This is a genomic window from Exiguobacterium sp. FSL W8-0210 (assembly GCF_038006045.1).
Taxonomy (GTDB): domain Bacteria; phylum Bacillota; class Bacilli; order Exiguobacteriales; family Exiguobacteriaceae; genus Exiguobacterium_A.
This window is the reverse complement of sequence record NZ_JBBOUK010000001.1, coordinates 1,227,536-1,249,851: the sequence shown is the minus strand read 5'-3', so window position 1 is coordinate 1,249,851 and position 22,316 is coordinate 1,227,536. Positions and strand designations below refer to the sequence as shown.

Annotated in this window: 24 protein-coding genes and 1 riboswitch; of the genes, 3 read left to right on the top strand and 21 right to left on the bottom strand. The window is 49.3% G+C overall.

What is annotated here, in order from left to right:
- Positions 1-66: 66 nt before the first annotated feature.
- From MKY22_RS06425 to MKY22_RS06400, 6 genes are all read right to left on the bottom strand, one after another.
- Positions 67-1,725 carry an FAD-dependent oxidoreductase gene (locus MKY22_RS06425; RefSeq protein ID WP_341087559.1) on the bottom strand — a complete coding sequence of 553 codons (1,659 nt, stop codon included), beginning with the start codon at positions 1,723-1,725 and terminating at the stop codon, positions 67-69.
- 20 nt (positions 1,726-1,745) lie between these two features.
- Positions 1,746-3,050 (bottom strand): arsenic transporter, encoded by a 1,305-nt coding sequence (locus tag MKY22_RS06420; protein WP_064300132.1) that lies wholly within the window; start codon positions 3,048-3,050, stop codon positions 1,746-1,748.
- Positions 3,051-3,182: 132 nt separating this feature from the next.
- Complete coding sequence (locus MKY22_RS06415; protein WP_029341347.1) at positions 3,183-3,497, bottom strand: ArsR/SmtB family transcription factor; 315 nt, start codon at positions 3,495-3,497, stop codon at positions 3,183-3,185.
- Between the two features lie 182 nt (positions 3,498-3,679).
- A complete protein-coding gene (locus MKY22_RS06410) occupies positions 3,680-4,690 on the bottom strand; it encodes a hypothetical protein (RefSeq protein WP_341087555.1) in 1,011 nt (336 codons plus the stop codon).
- A gap of 68 nt (positions 4,691-4,758) precedes the next feature.
- Positions 4,759-5,181 (bottom strand): MarR family winged helix-turn-helix transcriptional regulator, encoded by a 423-nt coding sequence (locus MKY22_RS06405; RefSeq protein WP_035397998.1) that lies wholly within the window; start codon positions 5,179-5,181, stop codon positions 4,759-4,761.
- 75 nt (positions 5,182-5,256) lie between these two features.
- The gene (locus MKY22_RS06400) at positions 5,257-5,991 is read right to left on the bottom strand and encodes a nuclease-related domain-containing protein (RefSeq protein ID WP_341087547.1); all 735 of its coding nucleotides are present in this window, start codon (positions 5,989-5,991) and stop codon (positions 5,257-5,259) included.
- 129 nt (positions 5,992-6,120) lie between these two features.
- Here MKY22_RS06400 and MKY22_RS06395 point away from each other — a divergent pair, with 129 nt between their 5' ends.
- Entirely contained in the window at positions 6,121-6,426 is a 306-nt protein-coding gene (locus MKY22_RS06395; RefSeq protein ID WP_341087544.1) for a hypothetical protein, read from the top strand.
- Positions 6,427-6,478: 52 nt separating this feature from the next.
- Here MKY22_RS06395 and MKY22_RS06390 read toward each other — a convergent pair whose 3' ends face one another.
- The 13 genes from MKY22_RS06390 to MKY22_RS06330 form a co-directional block, all read right to left on the bottom strand.
- Positions 6,479-7,018: a class I SAM-dependent methyltransferase gene (locus tag MKY22_RS06390; RefSeq protein ID WP_341087542.1), complete on the bottom strand. Its 540-nt coding sequence runs from the start codon at positions 7,016-7,018 to the stop codon at positions 6,479-6,481.
- 104 nt (positions 7,019-7,122) lie between these two features.
- Positions 7,123-7,860 carry a Bax inhibitor-1/YccA family protein gene (locus MKY22_RS06385; RefSeq protein WP_029341341.1) on the bottom strand — a complete coding sequence of 246 codons (738 nt, stop codon included), beginning with the start codon at positions 7,858-7,860 and terminating at the stop codon, positions 7,123-7,125.
- A gap of 57 nt (positions 7,861-7,917) precedes the next feature.
- Entirely contained in the window at positions 7,918-8,709 is a 792-nt protein-coding gene (locus tag MKY22_RS06380; protein WP_290776155.1) for an aminoglycoside N(3)-acetyltransferase, read from the bottom strand.
- Between the two features lie 13 nt (positions 8,710-8,722).
- Positions 8,723-11,728, bottom strand: coding sequence for an SMC family ATPase (locus MKY22_RS06375; protein WP_341087538.1), 3,006 nt, complete (start codon positions 11,726-11,728; stop codon positions 8,723-8,725).
- The gene (locus MKY22_RS06370) at positions 11,710-12,831 is read right to left on the bottom strand and encodes an exonuclease SbcCD subunit D (RefSeq protein ID WP_341087536.1); all 1,122 of its coding nucleotides are present in this window, start codon (positions 12,829-12,831) and stop codon (positions 11,710-11,712) included. The genes MKY22_RS06375 and MKY22_RS06370 overlap by 19 nt, the downstream gene beginning before the upstream one ends.
- Before the next feature lie 136 nt (positions 12,832-12,967).
- Positions 12,968-13,324: a hypothetical protein gene (locus MKY22_RS06365; RefSeq protein ID WP_023467859.1), complete on the bottom strand. Its 357-nt coding sequence runs from the start codon at positions 13,322-13,324 to the stop codon at positions 12,968-12,970.
- Positions 13,325-13,446: 122 nt separating this feature from the next.
- A complete protein-coding gene (locus MKY22_RS06360) occupies positions 13,447-14,454 on the bottom strand; it encodes a ThiF family adenylyltransferase (RefSeq protein ID WP_341087534.1) in 1,008 nt (335 codons plus the stop codon).
- On the bottom strand, positions 14,451-15,215 hold the full coding sequence (locus tag MKY22_RS06355; protein WP_341087531.1) for a thiazole synthase: 765 nt from the start codon (positions 15,213-15,215) through the stop codon (positions 14,451-14,453). Before MKY22_RS06355 ends, MKY22_RS06360 begins: the two co-directional genes overlap by 4 nt.
- Positions 15,216-15,217: 2 nt before the next feature.
- Positions 15,218-15,418 carry a sulfur carrier protein ThiS gene (gene thiS, locus MKY22_RS06350; RefSeq protein ID WP_214724653.1) on the bottom strand — a complete coding sequence of 67 codons (201 nt, stop codon included), beginning with the start codon at positions 15,416-15,418 and terminating at the stop codon, positions 15,218-15,220.
- Positions 15,415-16,359, bottom strand: a complete 945-nt coding sequence (locus MKY22_RS06345; protein ID WP_341087524.1) for an FAD-dependent oxidoreductase — start codon at positions 16,357-16,359, stop codon at positions 15,415-15,417. The genes thiS and MKY22_RS06345 overlap by 4 nt, the downstream gene beginning before the upstream one ends.
- Positions 16,356-16,949, bottom strand: coding sequence for a thiamine phosphate synthase (locus MKY22_RS06340; protein ID WP_341087522.1), 594 nt, complete (start codon positions 16,947-16,949; stop codon positions 16,356-16,358). The genes MKY22_RS06345 and MKY22_RS06340 overlap by 4 nt, the downstream gene beginning before the upstream one ends.
- Positions 16,950-17,031: 82 nt before the next feature.
- A riboswitch (TPP riboswitch) is annotated at positions 17,032-17,134 on the bottom strand.
- A 56-nt stretch (positions 17,135-17,190) separates the two neighbouring features.
- Positions 17,191-18,411, bottom strand: coding sequence for a beta-N-acetylhexosaminidase (gene nagZ / locus MKY22_RS06335; RefSeq protein WP_341087519.1), 1,221 nt, complete (start codon positions 18,409-18,411; stop codon positions 17,191-17,193).
- On the bottom strand, positions 18,408-18,833 hold the full coding sequence (locus MKY22_RS06330; RefSeq protein WP_023467853.1) for an OsmC family protein: 426 nt from the start codon (positions 18,831-18,833) through the stop codon (positions 18,408-18,410). Before MKY22_RS06330 ends, nagZ begins: the two co-directional genes overlap by 4 nt.
- Before the next feature lie 189 nt (positions 18,834-19,022).
- Between MKY22_RS06330 and MKY22_RS06325 the strand changes: the two genes are divergently transcribed.
- Together MKY22_RS06325 and MKY22_RS06320 are read left to right on the top strand one after the other, a co-directional pair.
- On the top strand, positions 19,023-20,207 hold the full coding sequence (locus MKY22_RS06325) for an MFS transporter (protein ID WP_341087515.1): 1,185 nt from the start codon (positions 19,023-19,025) through the stop codon (positions 20,205-20,207).
- Positions 20,208-20,334: 127 nt separating this feature from the next.
- Positions 20,335-20,823, top strand: coding sequence for a DoxX family membrane protein (locus MKY22_RS06320; RefSeq protein WP_341087514.1), 489 nt, complete (start codon positions 20,335-20,337; stop codon positions 20,821-20,823).
- Between the two features lie 28 nt (positions 20,824-20,851).
- Here the strand turns inward: MKY22_RS06320 and MKY22_RS06315 are convergent, their stop codons facing one another.
- Entirely contained in the window at positions 20,852-21,145 is a 294-nt protein-coding gene (locus MKY22_RS06315) for a hypothetical protein (protein WP_341087513.1), read from the bottom strand.
- A 79-nt stretch (positions 21,146-21,224) separates the two neighbouring features.
- Entirely contained in the window at positions 21,225-22,316 is a 1,092-nt protein-coding gene (locus MKY22_RS06310; protein ID WP_341087510.1) for a hypothetical protein, read from the bottom strand.

Genomic DNA, 22,316 nt, shown 5'->3' with positions numbered 1-22,316 from the left:
TTCATTAAAAGCAGGTGTGCACTTCTTACATAATGGTTAGAAATTCTTATATAACTCAGTTCAAGATTATGACAAACATTTTTTTATATGCTGATAGTTCTTGTTACCACCTGATAAGTTGCATACATCCGTAAATCCAAGGTTTTTCAAGACGTTTTGCGCAGCATTCCCCGTCACGCCTTTGTTGCAGTAGACGATCGTCGGTAACGTCGGATCCAGTTCCTTCGCGCGTGTCCGTAATTCACCGAGCGGGATATGAATCGCTCCATCAACATGATTTTTTTCAAATTGTGCTTTTGAGCGTGTATCAATGATTTGGAACGACTTCCCACTCGCGACTTGATCAATCAATTCGTTCGGCGTTATCAAGCGAGCCGTTTTTTTGATGGCATTATCGAGTGCCATTCCCGTATAGAGAACGGGATCCTTCGTCGTCGCAAACGGTGGTGCGTAGGCTAAGTCGAGATGGAATAAATCCTCTGCCTTCGCCTTAAAGGTGATCGCCGTCGCTAGGACATCAATCCGTTTGTCGACACCTTGCGGACCTACGATTTGGGCTCCGAGAACTCGCCCTGTTGCCCGATCGGCAATCGCTTTGATCGTCATCTCTTTCCCACCCATGTATTCCGGACGATCTGGTTTGATGTTATGCAAGACTTCGATGGCATAGCCTGACTCACGCGCTTCTTTTTCCGTCAAACCTGTTTGAGCGACCGTCAAATCGAATGTCTTGAAGATACCCGTCCCTAAGATCCCACGGTGCTCCGCTTCTTCTCCAGTAATGACCATGCCGGCAATCCGTCCCATCTTGTTCGCTGTTGACCCAAGCGGACGATAAAGTGCTTCACCCGTGATGACGGAGAAACTCTCTGCGACATCGCCGACTGCGTAGACATCGGCTACATTCGTTTGCATTTGACGGTTGACTGCGATCGCCCCTGTTTTACCGAGCTCCACACCGATCTGTTTCGCAAGATCGGTGTTCGGCTTGACGCCAACAGATAAAATGACAAGATCCGTCTCGATCGTTTTTCCACTCTCAAGCGCGACCTCAGAAATACGTTCTTCTCCGTTGAACGCTGTCACGGATTCGCCAAGCAAAAGGGCTACCCCTCTATCTTTCAAATGATCCGCTACGCGTTCTGCCATATCGCGATCAAGTGGCGGCATGACTTGCGGCAAGCGTTCGACGAGCGTGACTTGAATGCCCCGATACGTCAATTGCTCTGCCATCTCGAGTCCGATGAATCCTCCGCCGACAATCGTTGCTGTCTTCGGATCGTGAGCATCAATGTAGGACCGGATCGCGTCGGCATTGCGGACATTTCGAACCGTAAAGACATTCTCATGTTCAACGCCTGGAAGTGGTGGAATGATACTTGAAGCACCGGTTGCCAGCACTAACGTATCATACGTGTCTGTGAAACGATCCCCTGTCAGGAGATTGACAATCGTCGCCGTTTTTGTCGCATGATCAATCGATTCGACTTCGTGTTGTGTATGAATATCGATGTTATATCGTTTTTTAAAGAAAGCGGCATCGCGCGGTGTCAATTCGTCGATGTCAGCGATCTCCCCACCGACGAAGTAAGGAATCCCACAACCTGAATACGAGATGTCCTGATCCCGATCATAAATCGTGATTTGCAACTCTTCACTGTTACGACGTGCTTTTGCTCCTACTGATGTTCCCGCAGCAACTGAACCAATAATCATCAATTTCATCTCTAGTTCCTCCTTAAAAATCAATAAAGTATCAAGCTGATATACAAGCCAAGCAATGTGATGGCAAGTGTCGGGATCGTCAGAATCGTTCCGATTTTAAAGTATTGACCCCAACCAATCTTCACGCCTTTCGTCCGAAGCACGTGTAACCAAAGTAATGTCGCTAAACTACCAATCGGCGTGATCTTCGGTCCCAAATCGGATCCGATGACGTTCGCATAGATGAGCGCTTCTCGAATCGTTCCAGTCGCCTGGCTCAAATCGATCGCAAGGGCATCAATCATGACGGTCGGCATGTTATTCATGATGGACGACAAGATGGCAGCCAAGAAGCCCATACCAAATGTCGCGGCTGCTAAATTCGTCGCAAAGCCATCAATGATGTCAGCGAGAACTTGTGTCAATCCTGCATTTTGAAGTCCGTAGACGACGATGTACATTCCAAGTGAGAAGAAGACGATCGCCCACGGTGCACCACCGATGACCTTTTTCGTCGGTACGCTCGGTGAACGACGTGCCATCAATAAGAAGAACAAGGCGATGATTCCAGCGACAAGACTGACTGGAATGCCAATGACGTCACTCGTAAAGTATCCGACGACAAGCAAGATGAGTACGAACCAAGATAACTTGAACATCCGTTGATCCTTGATCGCTGTCGCGGGTGCGACGAGTTGCGCTACATCGTAATTCTTTGGGATACTCTTTCGGAAATAGAGATACAAGACAATCAGACTGCCTACGACAGAAAAGAGATTGACGAATACCATCCGTGACGCATACTCCGTAAACCCGATGTTAAAGAAGTCTGCTGAGACGATATTGACGAGGTTCGAGACGACGAACGGTAAACTTGCTGTATCGGCAATGAATCCGGAAGCGAATACGTAGGCTAACACGACATAATCCGGAAGTTTCAAGTGACGAACCATCGCGAGGACGATTGGTGTCAGAATCAAGGCTGCCCCATCGTTCGCAAATAAAGCCGCAACGACAGCACCGAGCAATGTCATATATACGAATAGTTTGACACCACCACCTCGTGCGATGCGTGCCATGTGGAGTGCCGCCCATTCGAAGAATCCAATCTCATCAAGAATCAATGAGATAATGATCAGAGCGATGAATGTAAAGGTGGCATTCCAGATGATGCCCCAGACAGTTGAAACATCATCGAGATTGACGACTCCCGTCAATAGCGCAACGAGCGCCATCCCCATCGCCGAGTAACCGATGCCGAGTCCTTTCGGTTGTTTGATGATTAAGAATAAGGTGATCAGAAAAATTCCGATCGCTAGTAAATGTGTACCGGTCAATGCGTTCACTTCATTTCTGTATTAAATTTCGAGTGGTTCTGTTAACGATTCGCCAATCTTGAACGTGTCATCAAGAATGGAATATCGTCTCGATTCCAATGCCTTGCTCGTGCTAATCCATTTCATCCACGGTGTGTGTCCTTAGCAACTTCTGTCCGGGATGTCCGGAGTGTCCATTTCTTCTAAAATCGTCAATAACAACTTGTGTTGCGGGTGATCTGGATTGATTCGAAAATAAATCCATTGTCGTTCACGTCGTTCCAAGATGAGATGGGACTGACGCAATAATTTTAGATGACGACTGACTGCAGGTTGCGAAATATCAAACATTTCGACGAAATCACAGACACAATGTTCCCGAACGTGTAGTCTTCGCAAAATTTCAAGACGTGTTCCATCGCTCAGTAGCTTTAAGAACTGACTCATCTCTTCTACCCGTTTTGCTGTCTCGATCACTGGAGAGTCCTCCTTTCTCTTAAACGTATAATCCATGCCTGATACAGGAGCGAAGTTATCTTTTTCGCTTTTCACATAACCATATTATTATATAACCTTTTTGTTATGCAATGATTTTTTCATAAATCTATCTCAAATAAAAAAATCGCCATCCCATTCGATGACGATTCTTCTTATATTCTTCATGCAACAACACGTTGTGCTTGTCGTTGCTCCCTCCAACTTAGCACTAAGCACGTTATGATAAAACTACCGAAACAAAGCAGGGATAAATGCAACACTTGGGTACCGATGGATCCATTCATGAATAACAATCGACTGAATCCAGCCACGGCATTCGGAACAGGTAAGAACGTTCCGAGGGATTGATAAAACGGTGCCAGCATCTTCGCCGGCACGATGTTTCCGGCAGTCATCAACTGGAACGGAATCAACGCAACATTGACGAGTGGAGCAATCGGTCCAAATATCGCAAAGTTCATCTGCGTGACGGCGATACAGGTCGCTACGACGAGGAGCTCGAACGCCCACAGTTTGATGAATGGTGTCGTGATGTCCGTTAATACATGTGCCATGGAAACGAGCAGTAATGGAACGACCAAAAGAACGATCCCGTGCAACAGTTGGCGACTCCAAAATAGCGACCAGATCGAATGACGCTTACTTAAGATCGTACTGACAAGATTGAATTGAATCCCCATCGTCATCGTCGCGATATAGATGACGAACCCGAGGACGAGTGGCAGCATCGACAAGGCAAAATCCGAGACGGCATGCTCCGTGACGATCGATGTCGTAAACGTTGGCTCACCATTCAACTGTTTGCCGATCGTTTCCGTTGCCCGCTCGAGAATCGCATTCGCAAATTCGGCATTCGTCTGGCTGACGTGTGCCGTCAGTTGACGCGAGGCATCATCCTTTTGTAGGACGAGATCGACTTCATTGGCATCGAGTGCTTCCAACCCTTTCGCTTCGGTCGCGAGTGTTTGGACCGTGAATGGTGCTTCTTTTAGTGATTTGACGAACGGGTCATTCACTTCGCCAACGACTCCGACGTTCAATTGATCGAGCCGTTCCGTTGTTCCTTCGTAACCAGTCATCCAAACGATGAGGAACAAGAGCGGGACGACGATCGCGAAGACGAGTCCCACTTTCGTTTGTGTCATTGACCAGACATCTTTCCATACTTTCATATTGTGATCTCCTTTTATATGCATCGCTTATAATATCATGTGCAACTATATGTCCGAAGGAAAACCATTCACGTCACATTCCGGTGAATGGTCTCAAGTATTTCCTTTAATTGCTCGATTTGCTCTCGCGAGAGTCCACGGAACGCTTCGAGTTGTAACTGATCAAGCTCTGGTCCGAGGCGATCGACGATATCGCGTCCTTCTCGTGTCATCAAGAGCAGAACCGCTCGTCGGTCCCGGGGGTCCGGCGTCCGAACGATCAGTTCTTTTTTACCGAGCTTATCGAGAATCTTACCAATCGTCGTTTGATCACGTTCTGTCACGAGTGCCAGCTGTTTTTGCGAAACACCATCTTGTTTAGCGAGTTCGCTCAGGACAGAAAACTGCTCTGGTGTCAGTCCGAACGCTTCCATCCGTTTAGCAGCAGCACGTTTGAACGCATAATAACTACGGGATAATTGCATGCCAAGCGACCATTCCGATTCTTTCATCCCATCATCTCCATATAGTTGCACTACTTATTATTTATCCACTATACCTGAAGGAGAACAAGTCCGTCAACGGTATCATTTTGCCTGGCGTTGACGAATCCCATCGATATGTGCTTGTTGCGTAGCACGATCGACTTGTGAATGAACCCCGAGTTTCCCTGCAATCGTATCGACTTGACTGGGTGTCAATGGCTTTCCTGTCGCGAGTTGCTCGATCGTCTTGCGAAGGACATTTCGTTTCAAGACACGGACATGAGCTGAATCGACCGTGATCTTTTTCAGTTCACAGCGTTCGCTGAAAACGATCAAGGAGTGAAAGAGCGCAGGATCCGTTCCTTCTAAGAAGCGTTGCATGCTTTTGAGATGCCCTTCATTTTGTTTGATCGGATTATAAAACCGTTGCTTGAAGCGATTCTGGAACTGCTGCGTCCACTGACGGTCCTGCTCGCGTCCGAAAATCCACCCGCTGTAATTTTTCGATTCGAGTACATAGATGCCACTTTCATGAATGAACGTCACATCGATCTCCGTCGTTCCTTCTCCACGCGCACGTGGTAAGTATGTATTAAAGACATAAGTGCCGTATCCGGAAACTTGGTCGAGTTGACGTGTCGTCAAGTATTCGCCCCATTTCCCTTTATCGCGAACGATCCGCAAAAACGGTTCGCGCGTTAAACGATAATAACGACTACCGTGATACGAACTTCGTTTTACAAAGAAAAACAGTCCGAACGTTCCAAAGAAGAATAGTACCATGATCAGTCCGATTTGAATCAAGAGCGGTAAAAATATCACTAATACATTGTCCACTAGATTTATCTCCTCTCCATATTAACCTTTTATTTCCACTATATCAGCATAATCAATTTCTGTATCATTTTCCACTATTTGTTACGGAGACTATCCTATGGTACGGTGAACTAAAGGAAGGTGTTCACTATGGATTCTGTCGTCACGTTCGCACCACTAATCGTCTTAATCTTCATCTGGATGTCATTATCACAAAAAGCAGACGAAGCGAAACGCCGCCAACAAACGATTCTGAAGAAGCTACAACGGATCGAAGAGCACCTCGGTCTGAATGAGGTGTCACTAGAAGAAGCTGCGTTACAAGTCGAACTGGTTCAGTTGCTTCATGAAGGAAAGACGGTTGAAGCTGTCAAACGCGTTCGAGAGACGCTCGGATCGTCATTGCTCGAAGCAAAACAATACGTCGATCAACTAAAAAGCGAGCACGGAATATGATCAAAAAGACCATCTGACAGCGAAGTTCAGATGGTCTTTTTCAACTATGTATTCATATATATGCATCAAGTATCAACGAAGGAAATCTCATCTGTTCTGCATTACGGGGATCATATCGTTTCGAACGGAAAATCATACCGTCTGCGCCATCCCAGTCCGCTTGATGGAACAATCCCTTCTCATCAAAATATTCGAGAAATCGTACCTGAAATCCAGCTTCTTCGAATACGTTCCGTAACGTTTCGTACGTATAGACGATTTTGTGACTCGCTGCCGGATGGTCGACTGGACCGGGTCCACCGACTTGAACAATCGATTGGTATGCGTCATCCCGAAAATAACCGTCCGGCACAGCACAACGGACGTATCCCCCTGGTGCAAGGTATGTATAACAATGACGTGCCGCGTCAATTCCTTCTTCGAACGTCAAGTGCTCCCAGACATGTTCCGCAAGAATCGCTTGCAACGTGTCGTTCGAACACAATCGTTCCCAATCGGACCGATTGAGTAGATTCAGCTCATCTTCCTGTGTATGATACCAACCGGGATTGTTGTGGTACGGTCCTGCTCCAATGACGATACGTTCTTTCATGTATCTTCTCTCCTTTCAGTTACGTTTTATCATTTCTTGTTTTCTGCGACCATCCCTGCTTTCGACAAAAAAATAGACGACGGAGAAACCGTCGTCTGTTGCTGTTAATCCCGCGCCGCGAGACGGTACAGGAGATCGAGTAATTCAATATAGAGCCAGATGATCGTCACGATCAATCCGAATGCTGCAACCCACTCCATCGATTTTGGCGCTCCTGCACGGACTTGTTGTGAGATGAAATCGAAGTCCATTACGAGTGACAAGGATGCGACGATGACGATGACGAACTGAACGCCGATCGCAACCGGCGAGCTACCTGTCATGAATGGGAGGTCGACACTAAATAACGCGAGAATCAAGTTGACCGCATACAAGACGAAAATCGAGAGAATCGCTGCTGTGACCGCAGAACGGAAACGTTGCGTCACTTTAATCATCCCCGTCGAGTAGACGAACCACATCGCAAACGCAACGACGAATGTCGCAACGACTGCTTTTCCAACGATTCCTGGGTACATACTTTCGAACATCAACGATAACGCTCCGACGGCGACACCTTCAACGATCGCATAAACCGGAGAAAGGACTGGAGCTGTTGCTGGTTTGAATGTGATGATCAAGGCAAGGATCAGACCGATGACGAATCCACCGATTAAGGCTGGGAATAGGAACGCTTGGTTTTCTGCGAGGAAGAACCAACTTCCCCCTGCTGCTGCCGTGACGAGAGCGAGCATCAAGAAAATCTTGCTCATCGTCCCGCTTTTTGTCATTGGTCGCTCTCCGACACGTGCTGTATCGAATCCGCGACGCAATGCCGGGTTTACTTTAAAACGTGAAGCCATTGCTTTCACTCCTTTTTATGATTCTGTTTTCTACTACGAAGGTTTCCCGAAAAAGTTTCAAAATAACCATTGATCGAGCGCTTTTAATTGCAACATGACGACTGGGATCGAGGCTTTCGCATCGATGCGGTACGATTTCGCTTGTCCGATCAGACCGGACGTGACGAAATCGGCACTTTCTAACGCTTCGCCGATCGGACCAAACGCGTCACTATCGATTTGGCGATGTCGGTAATGAATGAATCGTTCCGTCGTTCCCTCTTTGATTTTACAGCCATCCTCGACGTCCGGACGATTCAATCCGTATTCCGCGTAATGCCAGACGGTTGTCGTATCCCAAGGGGAACCGATATGCAGAATTTGACCGTCCGCCTCGATGAAGCGTTCAATCGGTGAACCGGGACCGAAGCCATTTTCTAATGTATGATCGGCAACGAATGTCGCCGCATCTTTCCCCCAGGCGGTCACGGACCACATCGGATGATCGCTTCGAACGACGCCGGGATACGTCCGGAAGACTTCCGGGACGCGCCCGATACCGCGTGTGACCGTTTTTGCCGGGTCATATGCCGGCATCTCCCGGCGGATCGTTTCCCACCATTCCTCGGGAACAGCCGGTTGGCTCCAGTTCTTCGGATCCGAATTATCCGTACTCTGCGCCGGCATCATGATCAACCCTTCCGTCGTGACGACTTCCTGTAGGGCCTCAATCAATGCTTGTACGCCGCCGGGAATCCAGCCGATTTGTTTGAGAGACGAATGGACGAACAGTTTCATACCGGGCGTCACACCTAATTCGTGTAACGCCTCTTTGATTTGTGATTTTGTGACCATGTTTCGTGTTTCCATCGATCTTAGCTCCTTACTCGACGACTAGTGCAATCGTCGACCCCGTTTTTCCTTGTTTGACTTCGATTTTTGCGTCAACTCGTGACTTCAGTTCCTGGACGTGACTGATGATTCCGACCATGCGACCGCTCGCTTGAATCGAGAGCAACGTCTCGATCGCTTGTTCGAGTGATTCCGGATCAAGTGTTCCAAATCCTTCATCGATAAACATCGTTTCAAGTGACACGCCACCACTTGCTTCTTGAACGACTTCCGACAATCCGAGCGCAAGCGCAAGTGATGCTTTGAAGCTTTCTCCACCAGATAACGTCTTGACGTGACGCGTTTGCGACGTGTACGCGTCAAAGACATTTAAATCAAGCCCATATTTCTTGAGTCCTTTTCCCGCCTCCGTTTTCCGTTCAAGCTGGAAACGACCAGAGGTCATCTCGTGCAGATGCCGGTTTGCGGCGAACAGTATTTCATCGAAGTATGCCGTCTGGACGTACGTCTCGAATGTCATCCGTTGCGCATTCTCCCCGACACCAACGCGAGCGAGTTCGCCGATGACTCCGTATCTCGCATCCTCGTCCTCAATCTGGCGTTGCAAGCTTTCCCAAGCCGCGATCAATTGATCGATGTGTGCGCGTTCCTTCTCAAGCCCGACACGTCGGTCGGTCCGCTCCGTCAGTTCGAGCGACGACGTCTTCACATCCATCCGCAACTGTTCGAGATCCGGACGCACTTGACCTTCTGTCTTCAAACGGGCTTGTTCCTGCTTCAGCTTCAATTCCTGCCGCGCTAGACGGTCTTGTTCCAAACGTTCTTGGAGATGACGGAGTTCGTCACGAGAACATCTCGCATCGCGGAAGGCTTCAATCGTCGGAAACGCTTCTTCTGCCAAGACTGCGTGTAATTCGTTTTCGCGGTTCGTTAATCGGTCACTTTGTTCAGCAGATGCCTCAGTCAATTGACGGAATCGTCCTTGGTGTTCCGCGAAGTCACGATCGAGCTGTTCCTTCTCGCGTAACTGACGTTGTTTGTCTTGCTTGAACTGCTCGATACGTGTTTCTGCCTGTTGTTGTTCCTCACGGAGTGCTGGTAGCGATTTCGTGGACTCTTCTGATTGACTTAGGCGACCAGACAAGTGTGCCATTTCCGATTCGATGACGGTCCGATCTTTGATCATTGCATCGATTTTCAGTTGTAGCTGATCCATGGATTGCTCGAGTTGTTGCAGGCGAGTCTCAAGACGCGCTTTTTCCGTCTGTGCTGACGCTAATCGGGCTTCCGTCTGTTCGACTTCCCGAAGCTGTGCTGAAACATCTGCATGAGATGACTCGTTTTCACTCGTCTTTTGAATCTCGGTCATCAGTTGTCCGAGACGTTCGGCAACCGTTCGGTACGAGGCTTGTAACTCTTGATGCGCTTGTTGGGCTTCTAGGAACCGCTGTTGCGCTACATCGACGGATCGTTCCTTTACGCCGGCGACAGCATGCTGTGGATGCGACGTACTGCCGCAGACTGGGCAAGCCGTCCCGTCTGTCAATCCTTTGGCAAGTTCAGCAGCGAGTTGTTCCCGTTCGTATCTACGCGCTTCTTCGTATTGGCGCGCTGCTGCCTCTTTTTGGTCCCGAACGCTTGTGCCGCGGACAATCAGCTGTTGCCGTTCTGCTTCCAATTTGTCATGTTCCGCCATCTTCGTCGCCAGCTGTTGCAGGATGAAGCGCCGTTCTTGCACCTTTAAGCGCTCTGCTCCGATGTTTTGCAATGGATGCAGTTGTTCTTGAACAGTCTTACGCTCCGTCCGTGCTTGTTCGAGTTGCTTCCGTAATGGCTCTGGGTCCAGAAGCTTCGAACGTTCGATTAGTTGTTGCTGTTGTTGTCGTAAGGCGGTCTCTGCTTCCAACCGTTCGCGCTCTTCTTGAATTTTTTCAAGACGACGACTAAGTTGCTCAATCTTTGGTTCCTCCGCTAGCAATCGATCCACTTTTGCTTGCACGACCTCTTGTTGCTCTTTCAAGCGAGCGATGTGCTGTTCAGTTTCCTGTTTTCGATGCGTGAGTTGCGTCAATTGTTCTTGATCCTGTTGCCACTGGTCATAGATCGGTGCGACGATTTGAGCGCGTTCAGCTGCCATTGCTTCTTCTTGCATCTGTTTGATTTCCGGTAAGCGGTCCACTAGCAACTGTTCCGTCTGTTGAAGTCGCTCCCGCTCTTGGAAAACCGCTTCGAGTTGCTCGCCTTGTTGCAATTGTGTCGTTTTCTTCTCGACGATCGCACGGGTCTCTATTTCAGCTTGACGAGCAGCCGTTAACCATTCGTCCCGTTCCGTCGTCAATGCCTCCATCCGTAACCGGATGTCGCCTTCCGTCAACTCACTCCAGTTCGCTTGCAAAGGTAGTTCCTCAAGCTTGGCCCATTGTTTCGTCTTCGTTTCCTTGATGCGTGCCGCAAGATCGAGCGCTTGTCGGTGCAAACGTTGCTGGAACTCACCGTAGTGTTCCGTCTTAAACAGCTGTTTGAGAATCTGGAGTTTGTCTTTTGACTCTGCCATCAACAGTTCGCGGAACTTATTTTGCGGCAACAGGAGAATTTGCGAAAACTGTTTATGGTCGAGCTGAATCAGCTCTTGAACCCGTTGCTTGATTTCTGGAATTTTGACCGCGAGCGGTTTCCACGTCGTTCCGTCGAACCGAGCGAGCTCGGCTTCATGCGAGTAGCCGGTTTTATTGACCGGATGCGGTTGACTCGGTTGGCGGATGATCCGGTACCGTTCCCCTTTCAGCGTAAACTCCAGTTCAACTTCCGTCTTTTGCTCGGGCACGGCAAAATGACTTCGCAGTTCGCTCATTTCCCGTTCGCCGCCTGACGTTTCGCCATACAGGGCGAACGTCAATGCGTCAAAGATCGTCGTTTTTCCTGCCCCAGTATTTCCGGAGATGACGAACATCGTCCGTCCGGCAAGTGCCGTGAAATCAATCGTCTCTTCACCAGCAAACGGTCCAAAGGCGCGTAATGTCAGTCGTTCTGGGCGCATGTCGCTTCCTCCTTCAGGACGGCTTGCATCGCTTCCGTCGGTTTCTTTTCACGGACTGCTTCATAAAACTCACTGAATAGATCCGCAACGGATGCATCCTTGACTTGCTCCCGCGACGCCTTGACTGCCCGCGTACTCTCGCGGACGAATCCGATTCGCTCGAGGTGCAGGATATTCGGGTAGATTTTTTTCAGCTTGCCCATCGGATCCATCAAGGCTTCGCCGTCCGTTAGATTGATCTTTAAGTAATCGTCCGTGTCTTGTGTCGCGACGAATGCCGGGTCTGTCAGCTCAGCGAGACTTCCAGTCAGTTCCCGCAAGTCACGTTTTGGTGCAAGTGGTTCGAACCGACGATCGAACGTACCCGCTTCGTTCAACGTCAACACATCGACCCCTTTGACATGATGGGCTTCCGAAAAGGAATATTTCAAGAGCGATCCGCTGTAGCGAACCGTCTCGGATTGAATCGCAAGTGGATTATGCAAATGACCGAGTGCCGTATACGTAAACGGTGCAAACTGACTCGCACTGACCTGTCCTGCTGTTCCGACGGACAATTGTCGCTCCGAATCGGTCTCGAGTCCGCCAATCACAAAGGCATGACCGACGAGGACACTCGGTCCGTCTGGAATACATCCGGCAAGGATCGTCCGCATCGCATCATCATGTGTCTTGATCGTTTCGTCCTTATGCACGTACCGAACGGTCGCCGGATCCGCAAATGGCACCGGATAAAACGACACCCCTTTAATCGTGACCGGAGTAATGACCGGCGTTAGTTTTCCGACGAGATGCAGACCAGCCCGTTGGAGTAACGTCGTTCCGAAACTTAACCGTTCGGCCGAATCGTGATTTCCGCTGATCGCAACGACCGGGATGTCTCGATCGAGAATCAAGGCAGCGAGCGTCTCGTCAAGCAGTTCGACGGCTTCCGTTGGTGGTACAGCGCGGTCGTACAAGTCACCTGCAATGACGATCGCATCCGGTTGTTCGCGGTCGACGAGTGTCAAAAAATCCGCTAAGACCGCCCGCTGGTTCTCGAGCATCGACTCGCCATGAACGATTTTGCCGAGATGCCAATCGGCAGTATGTATCCATTTCATCTTCATCACACTCACTTTTTGAATATAGTAGCTTAAGTGTAGCATGCAAGCGTTCGTTCTGCGACGAACATCCGTTTGGAACACAAAAAGCAGAAGGCGAATGCCTCCTGCTTTTTTCACTCTTGAGACGAATGTGTTATTTCGTCCGTTGTTTTCTAAAGCGTTGAACGGAACGAATCACAGAAACCGATCCGCCGATGATCGCACCGACACCGACAACGATGCCTGTCTTGAATTTTTTGCCCGATTGTTCTGATTTATGCGTTGCTTGATTGTGTTCAAAAAGTTGTTGGAGGGGCGACGACGTCTCGACTTCGAGAATTTTCGATGCATCCTGATGCACGTCTTCTCTACGTTCGACACTACAAGGTGACAGATAGAATGGGTTCAAGTTCGTCCGGTACCGGTCCGGATTCCAGTTGGCTTGCTGAACAACTGCTTGGGCGTCTTCCGTCTGTGCTTGATCCTTGATTGGATCGAATTCTTGTTTCATCTGAATCACTCCTCTTCACGTTCAAAACTTGTAGACCGATTTATGTCTGAAGTCTTATTTACCTGTTTTTCAAACATTTAAAACATATATATTTAAAATTAGTTTTTAATGTTTTGTGAACGTTAGCCGAAATAGGCATGATAGAGTCGCTTCGCTTTGACGAGATCCGCCTCGCCATGAATCAGAACGCGTCCATCTCGGAAAGCAACCATCCGATGTTCGTCCGTCGTAAACGCCAGCAAATATGGATTATGAGCGGAAATCGCAGCGACCGGCTGGAGACGTTGTTTCAACTGTTCCAGATCCCGCTGTCCGTCTCCCCGGATTTGAACGGCATCCCGACCACACAGTGCCGTGAAATGAACCGTTTGATCCGATAAGTAAGGGTAGGACGGTTCGATGCCGCACGACGGGCACTCCGTTTGCTTCAGTGACTGGACGTTAATTTGTTGAAACGTATTCGACCAGACATCAAACGCTAGCAAGCGCGTCCGCATGGCGTCCGTCTTTCCGCTCAACCACTTCAACGCTTCCGTCACCTGCAAGGAAGCGACCATCTGTACAGCTGGTCCGATGATCCCCGCCGTATCACACGTCTCCTGATCCCGTGGTAATTGATCGAGTAGACAATGCAGACACGGCGTCTCTCCGGGACGGACGGTGAACGTGATCCCATAACTGCCGACGCAGCCACCATAAATCCACGGAATCGAACGCATCAACGCCATGTCGTTCATTATCAAGCGAATATCGAAATTGTCCGTTGCGTCGATGATCAAATCGATATCATCGAGAAGCCACGTCAGCGCTGCCCGGTCGACGTCTACTACATGCGCTTCGATCGTCACCGTCGAATTAATCGCTTCAAGCCGTGCTTTTGCGGCAATCGCTTTTGGTACGATGTGACGCGCATCGTCCTCGGTATAAAGCTGTTGTCGTTGTAGATTACTCCACTCGACATAATCGCGGTCGACGATTCGGACGACACCGACACCGGCGCGGACGAGTTGCTCTGCCGACGCCGTTCCGAGCGCTCCCATGCCGATGATCAGCACCTTCGCTGATGCCAAGCGTGCTTGTCCCGCTTCCCCGATCGGTTGAAATCGAGTTTGCCGTGAGTAACGGTTCATCGAATCAATCCACTCGTTGGACTACTCGCGACCGCATACTGTTTCTTCTCGATACGTCCCGCTTCGTAACCGAGGCGCCCTGCTTCGACAGCTAGTCGCATCGCACGCGCCATCTTGACCGGATCTTGGGCATGGGCGACAGCTGAGTTCAATAAGACACCATCCGCACCCAGTTCCATCGCATAGGCGACGTCGGTCGGTGAACCGATCCCGGCGTCGACGATGACCGGGACCGTCGTCTGCTCGATGATAAATCGCAAGTGGAGCGGATTGAGGATACCTTGTCCGGAACCGATTGGTGATGCAGCCGGCATGATGGCGTGACAACCGATTTCCTCGAGTCGTCGTGCGAGCACGACATCGTCTGACGTATACGGTAAGACGATGAAGCCTTCTTTGAGTAATTCTTCAGAAGCCCGTAACGTCTCGATTGGGTCCGGTAGTAACGTCTTATCGCAACCGATCACTTCGACCTTCACCATGTCACACATACCGGATGCCCGCGCAAGCTTTGCTAACCGAACAGCTTCCTCCGCCGTCTTAGCACCGGCCGTGTTCGGCAGTAAATCGTACTTCGCTAAATCAAGCGACTCCAAGAAATTCGCTTGTTGTTTGTCGAAGATGTCGAGCCGACGGACGGCGAACGTCAAGATTTGTGAAGCAGACGCATCGATTGCTTCTTGCTGTACGGTAGCATCCGTATATTTCCCTGTTCCGAGCAATAACCGTGATTCAAATGTCTTTTCTCCAATTTTCAGCATGTTTATCCTCCTCCTACGAAATGAACGATTTCAAATGTGTCATTGTCCCGAACGACTGTCTGACCGTACGCCATGCGATCGATGATTTGTCGATTCTGTTCGACGATGACGAGCTTTTCCCCTAAGCCGAGTTGCGTGAGCATGTCCTCGATCGTTTCAATCTGATCGATCGTGTGGTCATTGCCGTTAATCGTAATGTTCATCGGACTTCCTCCTTCTGAATCAACCGTAATGTATTTACCAAGACTTCCGCTGTCGCCGGTGCGAGTAATATGCCATGCCGATGATGCCCCGTCGCTAGGAAGATCCGACGGGATGAATCGGCGACTCCGATATATGGCAAGCCGGACACCGTTTGTGGCCGTACACCGGACCAGACTTCTTCGATGACCGCGTCACGAATCGGTGGATACAGTCGTTCTGCTGCTTGAAGCAACGACGTGACCCCTGCGACACTGACACCGACCGTCTCGTCGTGCGGCAGTTCGGTCGCACCGATCAAAATCCGACCGTCTGCTTTCGGAACGAGGTAGACGGCGTCGTCAAACAGGATCGAGCGTAACGGCTGACCCGCGAGACGGACGGCGAGACATTCTCCTTTGACTCCATATGTCGCAATCGAAATACCAGCTGTATCGAGCAAGGCTTGCGACCCGCGTCCGGCAGCGACCGTCACCGTTCGTCCGGTCCACGTTCCCGCATTCGACTCGACCCTGATGAAGTCATCGCTCTCTTCGATGCGTGTGACATCTACCTGTTCTTCAATCGATATACCACGTGCGTGTAAGGCATACATCAATGCAGTCGTCAGTCGTCGTGGATCGATTTGACCGACCATTGGAAACAGATGCTCGCGTCCTTTACGCTTTAACAAAAACGGTTGTTCCCGGTACCCACAATCGATGCCAGTCTCTCGCTCGAGGCGACGAGCAAGCAACGGATACAGACGACGACTTCGCGCGGCAAGTGCATGCAATTCCTCTCTGAGCTCGATGTCCGTCGCAAGCATCCCGGCAGCCGCGCGACTCGTTCCTTGTCCACCTGCTCCGCGTTCTAAGACGACGACGGATTCATTCTGACAGGCGAGACCGTAAGCAAGCGTCAAACCGATGACTCCACCGCCGATGATGATGTGATTCGTCATACCCGTACCCCCTGATAATGCTTGACGGCGGCGAGTGGATCCGATTGACCGAGAATACCCGATAAGACGGCGATTCCGGTTACACCGGTCGCTACGATTTCAGGCATGCGTTCTGGTGTGATCCCGCCAATTGCAATGACTGGTTTCGTCGTGAAGGTGACGACTTGCTTCAAGGCGTCAATACCTCGTGGTGGCATGTCCGGCTTCGACGCTGTCGGATAAATATGACCGTACAGCAGTCGGTCGGCTCCTTCCGCTTCTGCTGCCAGTGCCTCTGCTAGTGAATGGACCGATTTCCCGATGACGAGATTCGGAAAATGACGTCGCACATCGCGGACACGCAAGGAACGGCGCGTCAGCTGCACACCGATGCCGGCGACATGGGCGACGTCGACCCGGTCATGAACCGTTAACTGTTCAGGCGAATAACCATGCCCAAGGAGTGCTTCAATCAGATCAAGTAATTCTGCCGCCGATAAGTTCGGTTCACGTAGATGCAGCTGATTCGTATAGGGTTGAAGGGATTGAAAGGTCTTTATTTCGTCAAGCGGATTAATGGATCCCGTCGAAATCAGATGTAAACGCATCATGTTCTTCCTTTCCATACGAAAAAGGACCACTCCCGATGTTGAAAGGAGTGGTCCGAAAATGCGCTGAAGCGCTAAGGATATCTAGGGTTTCGAGCCACTTCCCTCCGCTAGTACGAACTAGATCAGGTTCAAAGGGTCCGGATACTTCCGTCTCAGTCTGCTGGGAGACTCCCCTAGTGTCTTTTCGTGTTTAATTGGCTTGCCCCATTAGTCTAGCATGAGTCGCTTTGCTTCGCTAGTCCTAGTTGAGCGCTTCCACTTGCTGAATCAGCTCCGATTTCGTCGGTCGCTGTTGCTCTTGGCTGTCGGCATACGTCTGCTTTAGCTTCAGGATGCGCATTACTTTAGCGTCGAGCATCTCCGGCGTCAGCGTTTTGTCTTTGACGGCTTGCATCACTTCGGCATGGACCTTTGTGTAAGCACCTGCCTCTGAAAACATTGCCATATCAGCTCCGTTGACGAGCGACTGACGTGCCGCTTCCGCGAGACCATATTGTTTCGTGATCGCTCCCATGACGAGATCATCCGTGATGATGACACCGTTGAATCCGAGTTGCTGACGCAAGAGGTCAGTCAAGATCGGCTTTGAGAGCGAGGATGGATGCTGATTGTCATACGCGGGATAGAGAATATGGGCAACCATCACCATCTCGGCGCCCTCTTGAATCGCTTCTTTAAACGGTAACAGTTCCGTCCGCTTCAATTCTTCCTTTGATGCCGTCACTTTCGGTAGCCCGACATGGGAATCAACACTCGTATTGCCGTGACCGGGAAAATGTTTGACGACTGGAATCGTTCCCGTCTCCTGCATCCCGTGCATCAGGGCCGTACCAAGCGTCGCGACGGTCTTCGGATCAGCACTTAACGCACGGTCGCCGATGATCGGATTGTTCGGATTACTGTTGACGTCAAGGACCGGCGCGAAGTCCATGTTGAAGCCATAAAAACGTGACAAATGTCCGAGCGTACGTCCGACGTCTTCCATTTTCACTTCATCTGCTCCTTGCGCCATCCGTTGACTCGTCGGTAAACGTAATCGTTGATCCGGTACCCGGCTGACGCGTCCGCCTTCTTCATCAATCCCGACGAAGGCATACGGTTTTTGGTTCGTCTCTTGAATCGCACGCGTGAACGTCAAGAGTTGCTCTTCCGACGTAATGTTTCCGCCGAGCAATAAGACCCCGCCAATCGCATGCGTCTGTAACAATTTCCGGTCAGCTGCTGAAAGTTCCGTGCCGGCGACTCCGATGTAGAGCAGTTGATCGATCTTTTCTGACGTCGACATCGCTTTAAGTTGATGCTTTAATCGTGCTTGTTGTTGTGCTTCCTTTGTCGGCTCAGGCTTTGGTTTCTTCGCCTCCGTCGGTTGCTTCGTTGCTGGTTGTGATGGTTTCGTTGGTTCCGTCGTCTCCTGCGCACACCCTGCAAGCAACAGACAACCGATTAGTACGGTTTTCTTCACAAAGGATCCTCGCTTCGCACACCATTGATCGAATAATAGACGGAAATCTCAGCGTTCAGGGATTGCGAGACCGAACAATATTTATCCTTTGATAACGAGATGGCGCGACGGACCTTATCTTCCGGGAGATCACCTTCGAGCCGGTAATGAATCGAGATCGACGTAAAACGCCGCGGATGGTCCTCTGCCCGTTCTCCTTCGATATCCATTTCGAAATGGGTGATCGTCAAGCGCATCTTCTCTAAAATCGAGACGATATCAATTCCAGTACAGCCGGCAACGGCATGTAGCAAGAGTTCGGTCGGTCGTGGTGCTTGGTTTTCACCACCGTTTTCGGGTGCTGCGTCCATCGCCAGATGATGCCCTGATTCCGTCTGTCCACTAAAGCCCATCTGTTTGTTCCATGTCACTGTCGCTTGCATCGTTTCCACTCCTTTGTCAGTAGTCTTCATCTGTAGTATACGCAAAAACAGCAAGCCTGGAAATTCTCACGCTATTTCGAATAATGGTTCTTTTCCCGAATTCTCGCTTTGCGATACCCGACGAAATCGTTTCATGCTATCCTGTTACTCATAGTTTCGCGCGCAAGCGCCAGAATTGAGGAATCATCCATGTCACCTACTACTCGTTTAAGTCGACGCGATTGGCTGTTGATCGCCACGTTGTCGCTCCTGACGTTCGTTCTCGGAACAAGCGAATTCGTCATCGTCGGGATCCTCGCTGAAATCTCCTCAGCCCTTGATATCACGATCGCAACAGCCGGTACGCTCGTCTCGGCATTTGCCATCTCCTTTGCGATTGGTACACCGATTGTCATGTCGCTGACCGGTCACTTGGAACGGCGTCGCCTGATTCTACGTCTGTTACTCGTTTGGGTCTTACTGAACCTTGCCAGTAGTTTTGCTCCAAGTTACGAAGTATTGCTCGCCACCCGCATCCTGACAGCCATCCTGACCGGTGTCTTGATCTCGCTCGCAATGGTCGTCGCAAGCGATGGCGTACCTGTTGCGAAGCGCGGTGTCGCCGTTTCGTTCATTTTCGGTGGTTTTACACTCGCGAACGTCCTTGGTGTTCCGATCGGTACGTTCATCGGTCAACACGCTGGCTTCGCAGCCACGTTTTGGCTGACGACCGTCATGGGAATGATTGCGTTCCTCGCTGTGTGGAAGATCGTTCCCGTCCAGCAATCGACGGGCTCCGGTTCAATCAAGGAGCAGCTTGGATTGCTCGCTAATCCACGGATCCTGATTGCCTTCTTCATTCCGTCGTTCGGCTTCGGGGCAACTTACGTCGTCTACACGTACCTCGTGCCGATCCTGCAAACGGAACTCGGCATCGCGAAGACATGGATTAGTCCGATCCTGCTCGCTTACGGCGTCGTCTCGATCTTCAGTAACATCCTTGCCGGCAAGATCGCTAGCAAAAATCCGATGGGACGCTTACGATTCGTCTTCGTCGTGCAAGCAATCGTCCTTGCTGCGTTATACATCACGACAGCATCCCTTCCGCTTGGTCTGTTCAACATCGCCTTGATGTCGTTGATGTCGATTTTACTGACGACTTCGACACAAATCTACTTGATTGACCTCGCCGAAAAGTTCAACCCGGAAGCAAAAGGACTCGCCGCTTCATTGATGCCGGTTGCGAGTAACGTCGGGATTGCTTTTGGTTCGGCACTCGGTGGCATCGTCTATGCGAACGGTCCGATGATGAACACGGCACTCGTCGGTGGACTAGTCGCGCTCGTCGCCGCTTTATTAACTGCAATCAGTCATCGTCTCGATCGACGGTCATGAAACCGTTACCTTACCCTTTTTTGTAACAGGTCGATGACGGTTCGATGACGTTATGATGATAGTCCCCATCTCACTGATGATTTTTCAGTATGATGGGGACTATGTTGTAGTAGAGGAATGTCTGAAAGTGAAAGCATTACACATCATCGGCATCAGTTTGTTGACGATCATCCGACTCTGGCTCGGAATCCAATGGTTCATCGCCGGGATTGGCAAGTACATCAATGGCTTCGATGCAAAACCGTTTCTCGAAGGAGCGCTCGCGAAGTCAACTGGCGAAGACGCACTCGTCAGTTCGTGGTACGCGACGTGGATCGAGCAACTCGCCTTACCAAACGTCGGGCTGATCAACGTATTGATTCCGTTCGCAGAACTCGTCGTCGGGATCTTGTTTATTCTCAGTCTATTGACGGTTCCTGCACTGGTCGTCGGGAGCATCATGAATCTCAATTACTTACTTGCTGGAACGATTGCGTTAAACCCGTTGTTCTTAGCTGCCTCAATCGTCTTACTTGCTGCAGGACGCTTTGCGTATCAAATCGGTATTGATCATTGGATCATGCACTGGTATCGTTCGTCGCAACAACCACATCCCCTCGACCGGATTCCGGTCTAACGAAAAAACTCTCCCAAACGCGGGAGAGTTATTTTTTTTGTTGCTCGAGAATCGTCTGCTGTGTCGGAACCCCGCCGACTGGGACTGTCCGCTCGAGGAACAGATAAGGTTTGCCATCAACTTCAAAACGACGGTCACCGAGATAACGCGCCGAATGCCCCTCCGTTGCAAGCTTTTGTTCGATTGCTGTGACATGTTCGTCGAGTGAATAATAGCGATCGTCGAACGTCAGCGTGATATTTTTCTTGCGGTATCCGAGTAAGAAATTGTAGTAGAACCAATACATGGCACCTGCGAAGACGACAAAAATCAAGAATTGCATGTGAGTTCCCCCTTTGTATAGTCTTTATACGTTGGAAGAAAACGGGAGGTTTCAAATAAGTGAATAAAATTTCTATATTTTACCTCAATCGCATATCGCTTAAAGATAACTCAACCTTCGCATTTTTATTCGAAATGTTTCCTTCATATTCAATATTTGCTGATGTCGGATTGAAAACCAATACTCTGTAATCATCATTTTTTAGCTGATAAGAAAAATAAATGCGTCCATTTTCCAAAATAGAGACCGGGAATCCACCTCCATCTGTGAATTTTTTACGATCAGGAAGTGGAACTTGATGTACTGTATATTTTTCCGACTCCATATCGAACGTATTCCAGCTTAACTGTGTCTCATCATTTTCATTTATCGTCACGATTAATTTGCCTTCATTTAAAATTCGAGTGTTAAAATCTTCTCCTTCCAGTTGTTTTAATCGTTTCGTCTTTTTTCCGTCTGTCATCAGCAGACGCTGCTGTTCAGTATCGGGGTTATTCTTAGGAAAATATGTTTGAGAATAAAGTAGTTGTCCTTTATAGAACGACTCAATGTATTCATTCTTCTTTAATTCGATTGGTAGTTGTTGTTTACGTACGCTATTATTTTTTAAGTCAATGACATAAATAAAACTTCTTTGGGTCTGCTCATCCATCGAATAGCGCTCCACATAAAGTAGATCTTCTGTTCGTTGAAAGGGTGAGTAGGCGTACTTTTTATTATTGACTTCTAAGGGAGTGCTCAATTGTTTTGTCGTCAATTTTTTAGTTTTAAGATCCCAATATTGCAAATCCCAGCTACCGTCTTTTTGACCTTTTAATCCGTAAGTTACGGAATCTTGCATGAGAGTATACGTTTCCTCTTGCATGAACTGTTTAAATGACCGTGGTGCTTCATCATTTATATAAACACGGTCGAGATACATATTATTTAGATAAGATGATTTTGATTCAGAGACTTGTCCATCTTTAATCGAGACTGAGAAGTCTGTTGGTTGACGCACTACATCGATTAAGTTGATTTGTAGATTTTGAAGAGTGCTTTGCTTCGGGCTACCGCTCTTTGTTTCAACTACTAATTCAGGTTTTTCTAAATTTAAGACGTATCCTACATAAAAAGCTAGTGATGCGACACTGATTAGTATAAAACCAATGAAATATTTATATGACCGCAT